Annotated in this window: 11 protein-coding genes; 5 read left to right on the top strand and 6 right to left on the bottom strand. The window is 70.9% G+C overall.

Going from position 1 to position 11754, the window contains the following annotated elements; genetic code table 11:
- Positions 1-147 precede the first annotated feature (147 nt).
- Together MKK69_RS22445 and MKK69_RS22450 are read left to right on the top strand one after the other, a co-directional pair.
- The gene (locus MKK69_RS22445; RefSeq protein ID WP_243971590.1) at positions 148-888 is read left to right on the top strand and encodes a CoA transferase subunit A; all 741 of its coding nucleotides are present in this window, start codon (positions 148-150) and stop codon (positions 886-888) included.
- A 25-nt stretch (positions 889-913) separates the two neighbouring features.
- Positions 914-1576, top strand: a complete 663-nt coding sequence (locus MKK69_RS22450; protein ID WP_243971592.1) for a CoA transferase subunit B — start codon at positions 914-916, stop codon at positions 1574-1576.
- 28 nt (positions 1577-1604) lie between these two features.
- On the opposite strand, the gene MKK69_RS22455 is transcribed toward MKK69_RS22450, so the two are convergent.
- The 3 genes from MKK69_RS22455 to moaA form a co-directional block, all read right to left on the bottom strand.
- Positions 1605-3302 carry a methyl-accepting chemotaxis protein gene (locus MKK69_RS22455; RefSeq protein WP_243971594.1) on the bottom strand — a complete coding sequence of 566 codons (1698 nt, stop codon included), beginning with the start codon at positions 3300-3302 and terminating at the stop codon, positions 1605-1607.
- Positions 3303-3826: 524 nt separating this feature from the next.
- Positions 3827-4525: a metal ABC transporter permease gene (locus MKK69_RS22460; protein ID WP_243971596.1), complete on the bottom strand. Its 699-nt coding sequence runs from the start codon at positions 4523-4525 to the stop codon at positions 3827-3829.
- A gap of 129 nt (positions 4526-4654) precedes the next feature.
- Positions 4655-5713, bottom strand: coding sequence for a GTP 3',8-cyclase MoaA (gene moaA / locus MKK69_RS22465; RefSeq protein WP_243971598.1), 1059 nt, complete (start codon positions 5711-5713; stop codon positions 4655-4657).
- Positions 5714-5794: 81 nt separating this feature from the next.
- Here moaA and MKK69_RS22470 point away from each other — a divergent pair, with 81 nt between their 5' ends.
- Positions 5795-6220, top strand: coding sequence for a gamma-butyrobetaine hydroxylase-like domain-containing protein (locus MKK69_RS22470; RefSeq protein WP_243971600.1), 426 nt, complete (start codon positions 5795-5797; stop codon positions 6218-6220).
- Positions 6221-6505: 285 nt separating this feature from the next.
- Positions 6506-6832 carry a cupin domain-containing protein gene (locus MKK69_RS22475; RefSeq protein ID WP_243971601.1) on the top strand — a complete coding sequence of 109 codons (327 nt, stop codon included), beginning with the start codon at positions 6506-6508 and terminating at the stop codon, positions 6830-6832.
- A 51-nt stretch (positions 6833-6883) separates the two neighbouring features.
- Here the strand turns inward: MKK69_RS22475 and MKK69_RS22480 are convergent, their stop codons facing one another.
- A complete protein-coding gene (locus MKK69_RS22480) occupies positions 6884-7540 on the bottom strand; it encodes a L,D-transpeptidase (protein WP_243971602.1) in 657 nt (218 codons plus the stop codon).
- 234 nt (positions 7541-7774) lie between these two features.
- Entirely contained in the window at positions 7775-9736 is a 1962-nt protein-coding gene (gene mdoH, locus MKK69_RS22485; RefSeq protein WP_243971604.1) for a glucans biosynthesis glucosyltransferase MdoH, read from the bottom strand.
- A 295-nt stretch (positions 9737-10031) separates the two neighbouring features.
- On the opposite strand from mdoH, the gene MKK69_RS22490 reads away from it, so the two are divergent.
- Positions 10032-11546 carry a glucan biosynthesis protein gene (locus tag MKK69_RS22490; protein WP_243971606.1) on the top strand — a complete coding sequence of 505 codons (1515 nt, stop codon included), beginning with the start codon at positions 10032-10034 and terminating at the stop codon, positions 11544-11546.
- A gap of 6 nt (positions 11547-11552) precedes the next feature.
- Here MKK69_RS22490 and MKK69_RS22495 read toward each other — a convergent pair whose 3' ends face one another.
- Positions 11553-11753 (bottom strand): hypothetical protein, encoded by a 201-nt coding sequence (locus MKK69_RS22495; protein WP_243971608.1) that lies wholly within the window; start codon positions 11751-11753, stop codon positions 11553-11555.
- Position 11754 lies beyond the last annotated feature (1 nt).

Below are 11754 nucleotides of genomic sequence, written 5' to 3' on the forward strand. Positions count from 1 at the left end.
GACGGATCGCCCGGGACCGAACCGGCCGGCGCGGCCCGGCACTGGATTTCGCGCCCGGAATCGGGAAGAGCAGGCGTGAGGAAACGCGCGCTTCGAGGATGCGGCGAGGGTTCAGCCGGTCGGATCCAGCGGAAGAAGGACGATTCGATGAAGAAGGTCTACACGGATGCCGCCGCGGCGCTCGCCGGCCTCCTGCGCGACGACATGATGGTGATGTGCGGCGGCTTCGGCCTCTGCGGCATCCCGGACGAGCTGATCGAGGCGGTACGCCTCTCCGGCGTCAAGGGCCTCACCGTCGTCTCCAACAATGCCGGCATCGACGGCGTCGGTCTCGGCAAGCTCCTCGACACCCGCCAGGTGCGGAAGATGATCTCGTCCTATGTCGGCGAGAACAAGGAATTCGCCCGCCAGTATCTCGGCGGCGAGCTGGAGATCGAGTTCAATCCGCAGGGGACCCTGGCTGAGCGGATCCGCGCGGGCGGCGCCGGCATCCCGGCCTTCTTCACCAAGACCGGCGTCGGCACCAAGGTCGCCGAGGGCAAGGAGGTGCGGGACTTCGATGGCGAGACCTACGTCATGGAGCGCGGCCTGTTCGCCGACATAGCTCTGGTCCACGCGCATACCGGCGACACGGAGGGCAACCTTCGCTACCGGATGACCGCGCGGAACTTCAACCCGATGATGGCCACCGCGGCCCGGATGACGGTGGCGCAGGTTGAGCACCTCGTGAAGCCGGGTGCGATCGACCCGGACACGATCCACACCCCCGGAATCTTCGTGAAGCGCATCATCGACGTGGGCACGCGCGACAAGCGCATCGAGCAGCGCACGACCCGCAAGCGCGGCGACAGCACCCCGGCCGCGGCGGCCGGCGGCGGCACGCACTGATCGGACGGGAAAGGAGCTTTAGACCATGGCCTGGACCCGTGAGCAGATGGCGGCGCGCGCCGCCAAGGAGCTGGAAGACGGCTTCTACGTGAACCTCGGCATCGGCATCCCGACGCTGGTGTCGAACTACATCCCCGACGGCATGTCGGTGCAGCTGCAATCCGAGAACGGCATGCTCGGCATGGGCCCCTTCCCCTACGAGGGCGAGGAGGACCCGGACCTGATCAATGCCGGCAAGCAGACGATCACCGCGCTGCCGACCACGAGCTACTTCTCGTCGGCCGATTCCTTCGGGATGATCCGCGGCGGGCACATCAACCTGTCGATCCTCGGCGCCATGCAGGTGGCCGGCAACGGCGATCTCGCCAACTGGATGATCCCCGGCAAGATGGTGAAGGGGATGGGTGGCGCCATGGACCTCGTGGCGGGCGTGAAGCGCGTCATCGTGGTGATGGAGCACGTCGCCAGGAACAAGGACGGCACCGAGAGCCCCAAGTTGCTCAAGGCCTGCGACCTGCCGCTCACCGGGACGCAGGTGGTCGACCTCGTGATCACCGATCTCGGCGTGTTCGAGATCGACAAGAAGGGCGACGGCGGCATGCGCCTCATCGAACTCGCCGACGGCGTCACCGAGGACGAGATCCGCGGGAAGACCGAGGCGGCCTACACGGTCGCGCTCAGGGCGTGAGCGCGGCCCTCCGGGCGCCGCGCGCGGCTCAGGCGGCGCGTACGCCGTCGAGGAACCGGACCACCTCGGCCTGCAGGCGCGCGGACTGATCCGAGAGGGCCGACGCCGCGCTCAGGACCCGCGTGGCAGCCACGCCGGTCCGCTCGGACGCCGCCGCGACCCCGGCGATGGTGCGCGTCACCGCGTCGGTTCCGGCGGCGGCCTGGGCGACGTTGTGCACGATCGCCTGCGTGGCGGCGCCCTGCTGCTGGACCACGACCGCGAGGCTCGCGGTCACGCCGTTGATCTCCTCGATCCGCGTGGCGATCCCGTCGATCGCCGTGACCGTCTGCCCGGTGGCCGACTGGATCTCGCCGATCTGTCCGGTGATCGCGTCCGTCACCTTGGCGGTCTGGCCGGCCAGTTCCTTGACCTCTGCGGCGACCACCGCGAAGCCGCGCCCCGCCTCCCCGGCCCGCGCCGCCTCGATGGTGGCATTCAGCGCCAGGAGATTGGTCTGGCTGGCGAGGCTGGCGATCATCCCGACCATTTCGCCGATCTTCGTCGAGGTCCGGCTCAGGACCGCGACGAACTGGGTCGTCCGGCTCGCCTCGCCCGAGGCGGTCCGCGCGAGATCGGCCGAGCCCGAGATTTGCCGCCCGATCTCCCCGATGGAGCTTCCGAGTTCCTCGGCGGCGGCCGCGACGGTCTGGACGTTGCTGCCGGCCTCCTCCGCCGAGGACGCCACCGTGGCCGCCTGCTCGGCCGCCTCATGGGCGGTATCGGTCATGCTCTCGGCGGCCACGCGCAGATCGGTCGCGGAGGACGACACCGTATCGACGATCCCGCCCATCGCGTGCTCGAACCGCTCCGCCAGGGCGAACATGGCGCGCCTGCGCTCGACCGCGGCCGCCTCGTCGGCCCTGCGCACGGCCTCGGCCTGCTCGGTCGCCCTCTGGGCGACCATCCGCTTGATGGCCTCGACGGCGCGCCCGACGGCGCCGATCTCATCGCCGCGGGCAGCCTGCCTGATCTCGGCATCGATCTCGCCGAGGGCCATGCGATCCAGGGTCCGGACCAGGGCCGCCAGGGGACGTGTGACCCCGTACATCACGACGGCGACGCCGATCCCGAGGGCGGCGGCGAGGCCGGCCATGGCGGCGATCACCAGCGCGAGGACGGTCCGGTGGGCCGATCGCTCCGAGGCGTCCCGCGCCTGACCGAGTTCGGTGCGCAGGCGTTCGACCTGCGCGTCGACCATGTCGGCGAGCTTGGCGCGAAGCGGATTGCCCTCGCCCAGCAGGATGTCCCGCGCGGCCTCGGGATCGCCCTGGTTCGCGCTGACGATCACCCGGTCGACGACCGCCCCGAGCGCCGTCAGCGTGTCGCGCATCGTATCGTGAGCCGCGCGCTGCTCGGGCGCCTCGGCGAGCGCCGCCAGTTCGGCGATCTGCTGGAAGGCGGTCGCCTTCGCCTGCTTGATGCGCGTCTCGTAGCCGGACATCTGGGATTCCCGGGTCTCGAGGGCGAGGTTGCGCCCCTGCAGGGAGACTTCGCCGACGGCGATCTGGACGCCCAGGATGAGTTCGAGACGCTTGGCCTGCACATCGACGATTCGGCGCGTCTGCGCTGTCAGCGAGACCAGATTCGCGCGCGCATAGACGATCAGTCCGCCGGCCACCAAAGCAACGATCGCGAAGGGAATCCCAAACTTAACGAGTATCTTCGCGTCGGTCAGGACCTTCATTGCGCCGTCTCTCGGATCCGTAGAGATCGATCCGCGATCATCCGACACTTTTCGCACTATATCAACGTCGTTTCCGACGCAATCAGTGCCAGGTCTGCTTGCAAACTTGCCTGCCAGATCGGCAAGTCAGAGAATAATCAGAGATAAAAAGTCGAGATGCAGTATCTTCAGCGTGTCATATATCAATTGCTAACGACAGATAGAGATTTTCGCTCGGCGCCGGCGTCGGCTGTGCCGAACTCCGGATCTTCAGGGTCCGACGTCGACCGACCACATATGGCCTGGCCGGAACCCCTCCCGATCGCGTCACAAGCGGGAACGGCTCTCAACGTTTCAGACGCGCTGGCTGATGCCGAACCGGTGTCCGCTTCGGTGGCGAGCGCCCCAGGCCACAGGGTAATCCGGGCCTGTCTCGGACGGAGGCGCGCCGGATGTCCCGTTGCGGCGGGCCGGATCGGGCGCCCGGAGGATGCCCCCCGAACGCCGCGACCGATGCCGTGAACGCGACGGCGCACGCCGTCGGATCACATCGGCGGGGTGAGGCCGTCCTTGCCCACCGCCACGAGCTTGCCCTCGGCCTTGGCGCCGTCCTTGGCGCCGTCCTTGGCGACGACCGCGAACACCTTGGCGCCGGGCTTCAGGATCGCCTTGTCGGCGGCCTCGAAGGCGACGATCGGCGCCGAGGACGGCACGACGATCTCCTTGGCGCCGTCCTTGCCATAGCTCACCGTCAGGGTGCGCTCGCCGCCGGAGGCCGCCTTGTCGGCCTTCACGGTGCCGTTGGTCATCGCGCTCTTGACCTTCGGGGCGTTCGACGTCTCCGCCTTCACGGTGCCGTTGGTCATGGAACTCTTCACCTTGGATCCGGCGCCCGCGGTCTGATCCGTGATCGAATCCCAGCCGTAATGGCCCTCGCCGGTGCCGCGCATCGCCTCGGGGAACAGCACCACCTCAAGGGCGGTCATCGGATTCTCGCCCTTGGTGGCGGTGCCGATGAAGACGCCGTCCTTGATCGCGTCGAGGCTCGACGGCACGACCCAGGCGAACTTCGCGCCGGCGACGTCGACGGTCTCGGACTTGCCGTCGTCCGTCTTGATCGTGAGCGTGCTGCCCTCGGCCTTGTCGATGGTACCGCGGACGCGCTCGACCTGGGCGGCGAAGGCCGTGCTCGACAGCAGGGCCGTCAGGCCGGCGGCGGCGAAGGTAATTCTAAGATGCTTCATCGGGGTCCCATCCTGGCTTCCGGAGCCGGGTTATGGGGTCCGGCGCGCGCAAAACAAGGTTGCGCGCAAGGCAAGACCTCGGATGTGCCGTGAGAAACCGGGCTGCGCCGGGGAGACAAGCCGGTCGGCTTACCCCCCGGTCACGCTCATATGCCGTGGCACGGCGGCCGGGCGCTGGCGCTCGATGATGAAATCGTGACCCTTGGGCTTGCGGGTGATCGCCTCGATCACGGCGGCGGCCAGCACGGAATCGTCCGGGGAGGCGCGGAGCACTGCGCGCAGATCGGCCGAATCCTCCTGGCCGAGGCACAGGTAGAGCTGGCCGGTGCAGGTCAGCCGCACCCGGTTGCAGCTCTCGCAGAAATTGTGGGTCAGCGGCGTGATGAAGCCGAGCTTCCCGCCCGTCTCCTCGACGCGGACGTAGCGCGCCGGGCCGCCGGTGCGATCGGGCAGTGGCGTCAGGGTGTAGCGGCTCTCCAGGCGCTGCCTCGCCACCGAGAGGGGCAGGAACTGGTCGGTCCGGTCGGCCTCGATCTCGCCGAGCGGCATGACCTCGATCAGCGTCATGTCCATGCCGAGGCCGTGCGCCCAGGCGATCATGTCGGGGAGTTCGTCGGCGTTGAGGTCGCGGAGCGCCACCGCGTTGATCTTGACCTTCAGGCCGGCGGCCCGCGCCGCGGCGATGCCGTCGAGCACGACCTTGAGGTCGCCCCGCCGGGTGATCGCGTGAAATTTCTTCGCGTCGAGCGTGTCCAGCGAGACGTTGATCCGGCGCACGCCGAGGCTCGCCAGTTCGTCGGCGTACCGGGTGAGCTGGGTGCCGTTGGTGGTCAGCGTCAGCTCCTCCAGCGCACCCGAATCGAGGTGGCGCGACAGGCGGCGGAACAGATGCATGATGTCGCGGCGCACCAGGGGCTCGCCGCCGGTGATCCGGAGCTTGCGCACGCCCCGGGCGATGAACACGCCGCAGAGCCGGTCCAGCTCCTCCAGGGTCAGCAGGTCGCGCTTGGGCAGGAACTGCATGGTCTCCGACATGCAATAGGCGCAGCGCAGGTCGCAGCGATCCGTCACCGAGATGCGCAGATACGAGATCGCCCGCTGGAACGGGTCGATCAGCGGCGCGGGCGACGGCGCGCGGGGCGCGTCGGCCGTGAGCCCCTGCGGCGTGCTGGAGATGTCATCGAGCATGATTGAGCATATGATGCCCGATACGGTCGCGGGCAAGCAGCCCCCGGGCCGCAGTCCCGGCTTGTTTGAGGAGTGTACCCCGTGAACGAGGATCTGTGGCCGACCGAGATCCGCCTGTCGGCGGACCGGCAGGTGCTCAACGTCGCCTTCGAGGACGGGTCGCGCTTCGCCCTGCCGGCCGAGTACCTGCGGGTGTCGAGCCCCTCGGCCGAGGTCCAGGGCCACTCGCCGCTGGAGCGCAAGGTGATCGGCGGCAAGCGCGCGGTGGCGATCCTGGCGGTGCAGCCCATCGGCAATTATGCGGTCAAGCTCGGCTTCGACGACATGCACGACACCGGCATCTTCGGCTGGGGCTACCTGCACACGCTCGGCCGCGAATACGACAGCCGCTGGAGCACCTATCTGTCCGAGCTCGCCGAACGGGGCCTCGACCGCGAGACGGCGCGTACCGCCCCGGTGAAGCAGCAGGGCGGAGGCTGCGGCTCAGGGTCGTGCGGGTGCCATTGAGGTCGACCGCGTCTCACCGCGCCGGCTCGCTCACCCGTTGTTTTGAGCGACGGCCGCCAGACGGCGTCGGGAGCCGCATTTGACCGGAAAACCGAGAGACACCGCCGTCCTTACGAGCGGAGCGCGGCACTCCGGCAGCGCCACGCTGCCCGGCCCCGCGCTGTCCGGGGTCGCTTCGATCCGCGCGCGATGCCGGCGGGGGTTCATGCACGTCATCGAAAAGGCGGAAGGCTTGCATCGTTTCGGAAGCGCGCCGATCGATCGACCGCTTTGCTTGGAGCCACCATGGCCTTCACCTGCACCATCCCCGCCACGCCCACCGTCCAGCAGGATGACGCCACGGTCCGCATCACCCGCTGGGACTTTCCGCCCGGCGCCGTAACCGGCTGGCACGAGCATGGCTGGCCGTATTTCGTGGTGATGCTGGTCGACGGCGTGCTGCGCGTCCACGACGGCGCGGCGGTCAGCGAGACGGCGCTCGCGGCCGGGCAATCCTACATGCGGCCCGCGGGCATCCGGCACGACGTGATGAACGGCTCGGAACACCCGATCGCGTTCATCGAGATCGAGGTGAAGCGCCCCGACGCGCTGGTGACGCTGCCGGCAGCCTGAACGCAAACGGGCCGACCTCGCGGCCGGCCCGATCCGAAAAGTCGCAAACCATCAGCGCTGGACGACGACCTTCGTGCCGACCTTGGCGTGGGTGTAGAGATCCATCACGTCGTCGTTGGTCATGCGGATGCAGCCCGAGGACACGGCGGTGCCGATGGTCTCCGGCTCGTTGGAGCCGTGGATCCGGTAGATCGAGCCGCCGAGATACATGGCGCGGGCGCCGAGCGGGTTCTCGATCCCGCCCTTCATGTAGCGCGGCAGGTCGGGCCGGCGGCGCAGCATGGTCGACGGCGGGCGCCAATCCGGCCATTCGCGCTTCATCGTGATGGTCTGCACGCCGCCCCAGGTGAAGCCCGGCCGGCCGACGCCGACGCCGTAGCGCAGGGCCTGCCCGCCGCCCAGCACGTAGTAGAGCCGCCGCTCGGCGGTGGAGACCACGATCGTGCCGGCGCCGTAGGGGCCGTTATACGCCACGGTCTCCCGCGGGATCGCCGACATCTGCGGCACCGCCGCATCCGGATCCATCGGGTCGGCCGCGTTGAGGGAGGCGTTGGCCACCGGGATCGCGACCGCCTGGGGCCGCACGCGCACGGCGAGCGCGTCGGTCAGCGGCTGGCGGGTCAGCGGATCGATCTCGTAGGCGAGCACCGGGGCGGCGCAGGCGGCCGCGCCCAGAAGCCCGATCAGGGCGGGAAGAAAACGACGCATCAAAGCCTCTCGGGCAGGCGCGGAATATGGCGGGAACGCGGCGAATACCGGGGCACGATGCCGTGCCGATCCTCGCCAAGGGGTAAACGCTCGCGCCTTAAAACCAAGCCTCAAACCGGCCCGCGCGGCCGGTTCCGTCCGCCCGTGACTCGATGGCAACACTGTGGCAGCTTGGCCGTGACCCGAGGCGGTCCGCGGCCCCGGGATCTGGACCGGTCCGGCAGATGCCGGCCCTCACGCCTCGTCGGCGGCGAGCCAGATGGCGGGCTTCAACGGTTCGGGGCGAACCGGGACCGGAAGGGTCGGCAGGCCGCGGACCTGCGTCAGTTCGGCGAGTTCCGGCGCCTGCGCGGTGTCGTCGGCGTTCAGGAACAGGCCGCGGGCCCGGGCGGCGCGGCCGAGATCGGCCCGGCTCGTCCAGACGCTCTGGGCCGGGCTGGTGAGGAGCGCCAGGGCGAGGGGTGCCATCCAGAGCGCGAGCCACGGGTCACCGACCAGGACCAGGGCGAAGGCGATGAGCGCGCCGACCACCACCGCATCGGCCTGGAGCCGAAACGCCTCCGACCAGGAGACCTGCCGGTCGTCGCGGTCCTGCGTCTCCCAGCGCACCACCCGGCCCAGGAAGGTCGCCACGACGGCGCCGGCGGTGAACAGGGTGAGGACCGGCCACAGGACGACCCAGACGGCCTGCTCCAGGGCGGCGCTCGCCAGCAGCGCCCGGGCGCCCCCGAAGGCGGCCCGGCGCCCCGGGGAGGCTAAAACGTACCCGACGCTGAGGATCTTCGGCAGGCCGAGCACGGCGACGCTGAGGGCCGCGAGGGCGTGGGCGGCGGCGCCCGGCCCGGTCAGCCCGTAGGCCAGGAGGCCGAGATCCCCGGTCCGGGCGGCCTGCCAGGCGGAAAGGCCGATGAAGGCGATCCACAGCGGCAGGATGCCGTAGGAGAGGATGCCGACCAGGAGGTGCCACCGGCTCGCGGCGTGGAGCCCCGCCCAGGGCAGCACCCGCAGGTGCTGGAGATTGCCCTGGCACCAGCGGCGCTCGCGGCCGAGGAGGTCGACGAGGTTGGTGGGCATCTCCTCCCAGGTGCCGCCCATCTCGGGCAGCAGGCGCACCTCCCATCCGGCGCGCACCATCAGCGCGCCCTCGACGATGTCGTGGCACAGGATCTCGCCGCCGAGCGGCTCCCGGCCCGGCAGCCGGGGGAGCTGCGCGTTCTCGGCGAAAGCCTGGATCCGCAGGATGGCGTTGTGGCCCCAGTAGCTGCCCTCCGGCCCCTGCCAGGTCTCCAGGCAACGCAGGGCCAGCGGCGCATAGAGGCGCACGGCGAATTGCTGGATGCGGGCGAACAGGGTGTCGCGGCCGGCCGCATAGGAGACGGTCTGGATCAGGCCGGTGCGCGGGTTCTCGTGCATCAGCCGCACGAGGCGGGCCATGGTGGCGCCGGTCATGAGGCTGTCGGCGTCGAGGACGATCATGAAGGCGTATTCGCCGCCGTGGCTGCGGCAGAACGCGCCGATGTTGCCGGCCTTCCGGCCGACATTCTCGTCCCGGCGCCGGTAGCGGATCCGCGGCAGGGCCGGGTCGGTCCGGGCCCAGGCCTGGATCCGGGCGTGTTCGTGCTCCTCCACGGCGGCGATCGCCCCGTCCCGCGTGTCGGAGAGGACGAAGATGTCGATGTCGCCGGCCCCGGCCTGGGCCAGCGAGCGGGCCATCACCCGCAGGCGGGCGAAGACCGCCACCGCGTCCTCGGCGTGGATCGCCACCACGGCGGCGGTGCGGCCGGCCCCGGCGGGAGCGGCGCCCGGCTCGTCCGAGCGGCGTTCCAGCGCTGACTTCGCCCGGTCACCGAGCAGGGCGGCGACGAGGCCGTAGGCGTATTGGCAGGCGACGAAAGCCTGCCAGCCCATCACGAGGCTGAACAGCACCAGCACCGCCCAGGCGAGCGGGCTGACGCCCGCCGGATAGGCCAGCGCGGCGAGCCAGGCGAGGACCCCCGCGGTGACGAGGCTGGGGATCGCCAGGGCGAGACGCCGGACGCGCAGCACCCGGCCGGGACGCGCGCCGCTCCAGACCGCGCGGTCGGTTTCCGGATCCGAGGGATCGGGTACGCCCGGACACGCGTTCCGCTGCGACCGCTCGGCGGAGGAGGTGGCGCGTGGGGACGTGGGCTGAGGCGATCTGGCGCGAGGCGACATGGCGCGAGGAACTCGACCGTGGAAGGCTGCCGGCCGCCCCGCCGCCTGAGGCCGGGAACCGATGACCGTGGACACCGATAGGCGGGGCGAGGACACGGAGCCGCACCGGCCGAACGGGCGGCCGGATGCCGAACGGATCGATCCCCCCTCCCGACGCCGCGTTCTTCGGATCGTCCTGACCGCGGCTGCCGGCACGGCGATACCTAGCGCGGCCGATCTGAATGGGTCCAGAACGTGGGCCGGGTCGGCGCTTCCGTCGCAGGCGCGGACCGAGGGGGCGGCGCGGGATGGCCGGATGACGTTCGAGGCCCTCTCGGAACTGGCCGCACAGCGTGCCGCCGCCCCCTACGCGGCGCCGCCCGAGGATCTGCCGCCCGCGCTCGCCGCCCTGGACTATGACGGCTACCGGGCCATCACCTTCCGGCCGGCCGAGAGCCTGCCGCTCGGCCGGCTGTTCAGCGCGCAGTTCTTCCATCGCGGCTTCCTGCAGCGCAAGCGCGTGGCCCTCAATCTGCAGCCGCTCGACGGGCCGGCGCGTCCGATCCCCTACGAGAGCCGCCTGTTCGATCCGGGCCCACGGCTCGCCGGCCAGAGCTTTCCGCCGGATCTCGGCTTCGCGGGCTTCCGCCTGCACTACGCCTTCCCGAACACGCCCGCCTGGCGTCCGAAGGGGTTCCAGGAGGAGTTCCTGGTGTTCCTGGGCGCCTCGTATTTCCGCCTGCGCGCGGCCGACCAGGAATACGGGCTGTCGGCCCGGGGCCTCGCCATCGGCACGGGGGCGCCGGAGGGGGAGGAGTTTCCCGACTTCGTCGCCCACTGGCTCTGCGAACCGGAGCCGGAGGCGCGCAGCCTGACCGTGCTCTCGCTCCTCGACAGCCCGAGCGTGGCCGGCGCCTACCGCTTCGTGATCGCCCCCGGGGACCCGGCCCGGATCGACGTCACCGCCGCGCTCCACCCGCGGCGTCCGATCGCCAAGCTCGGTCTGGCGCCGCTCACCAGCATGTTCCTGTACGGCGAGAACGGGCCCGGCGCCCGGGGCGCGAAGCCGTTCGACGATTTCCGCCCGCAGGTCCACGATTCCGACGGGCTGTGCGTCGCCGCCGGCACCGCCCCGGCGGGGCTCGACCGCCGCTGGCGGCCGCTGGTCAACGGCCGCCCGCGACCGCAGATCTCGGCCTTCGCCTCGAAGCCGCTCGCGGGGTTCGGGCTGCTGCAGCGGGAGAGAAACTTTGCCGCCTATCTGGACGTGGAGGCGCGGCAGGAGGCGCGGCCCAGCCTGTGGGTGTCCCCGGACCCCGCAGGGGGCGCCTTCGCGGCGGGCGCCGTCCAGCTGTACGAGATCCCCTCCGGCGAGGAATACATGGACAACATCGTGGCGGCCTTCGTGCCGGCCGAGGCGGCGCGGCCGGGCGCGGCGCTGCGGCTCGCCTACGGCCTGACCACGGTCGGGGCGGAGCCGGCGGCGGCGATCCCCGGGGCGGGCCTCGCCCGGGTCACGGCCACCCGGTTCGGCGCGGCGGAACGCCTGCGCCCGATGACGCCGCCGCGCCCGGAGCGACGGCTCTGCATGATCGATTTCGAGGGTCCGGGCCTGCCCGGGGGGCCGGACGAGTCGGTGGCGGCGGAGGTCTCGGCCAGCGCCGGCACGACGCATGAGCCGGTGGCCAATTTCGTGCCGCAGACCGGCGGCTGGCGGATCTATGTCGAGTGGCGTCCGCCGGCGCCGATGCCGGCCGGCGATGTGGTGCTGCGGGCCCGCCTCGTCCGCGGGACGACGCCGCTCAGCGAGACCTGGGACGCCGTCCTGTGACGGGCCTCAGGCCGTGGGCCGCTGGCGCTCCAGGCGGCGCACGAGGCGTGCGGCGCCGTAGACCTCGCTCAGGCGGCGGCGGGCCGCGGAGATCGGCGGGGCCTGCCGCTCGTCATGGGCGGCCGCGATGATGCGCAGGGCCGAGGCGACCGAACGCTCCAGCCGGCGTTCGGCCAGGTCGGCCGCGTCCTGATGGGTGTCCAGCATG

Origin of the sequence: Methylobacterium sp. J-026 (assembly GCF_022829585.1) — a bacterium.
GTDB lineage: Bacteria > Pseudomonadota > Alphaproteobacteria > Rhizobiales > Beijerinckiaceae > Methylobacterium.

Excerpts from the sequence above, each read along its gene's own strand:
- MKK69_RS22445 (WP_243971590.1), top strand. The coding sequence starts at position 148 with ATGAAGAAGGTCTACACGGATGCCGCCGCGGCGCTCGCCGGCCTCCTG.
- MKK69_RS22450 (WP_243971592.1), top strand. The coding sequence starts at position 914 with ATGGCCTGGACCCGTGAGCAGATGGCGGCGCGCGCCGCCAAGGAGCTG.
- MKK69_RS22455 (WP_243971594.1), bottom strand. The coding sequence starts at position 3,302 with ATGAAGGTCCTGACCGACGCGAAGATACTCGTTAAGTTTGGGATTCCC.
- MKK69_RS22460 (WP_243971596.1), bottom strand. The coding sequence starts at position 4,525 with ATGAAGCATCTTAGAATTACCTTCGCCGCCGCCGGCCTGACGGCCCTG.
- moaA (WP_243971598.1), bottom strand. The coding sequence starts at position 5,713 with ATGCTCGATGACATCTCCAGCACGCCGCAGGGGCTCACGGCCGACGCG.
- MKK69_RS22475 (WP_243971601.1), top strand. The coding sequence starts at position 6,506 with ATGGCCTTCACCTGCACCATCCCCGCCACGCCCACCGTCCAGCAGGAT.
- MKK69_RS22480 (WP_243971602.1), bottom strand. The coding sequence starts at position 7,540 with ATGCGTCGTTTTCTTCCCGCCCTGATCGGGCTTCTGGGCGCGGCCGCC.
- mdoH (WP_243971604.1), bottom strand. The coding sequence starts at position 9,736 with ATGTCGCCTCGCGCCAGATCGCCTCAGCCCACGTCCCCACGCGCCACC.
- MKK69_RS22490 (WP_243971606.1), top strand. The coding sequence starts at position 10,032 with ATGACGTTCGAGGCCCTCTCGGAACTGGCCGCACAGCGTGCCGCCGCC.
- MKK69_RS22495 (WP_243971608.1), bottom strand. The coding sequence starts at position 11,753 with ATGCTGGACACCCATCAGGACGCGGCCGACCTGGCCGAACGCCGGCTG.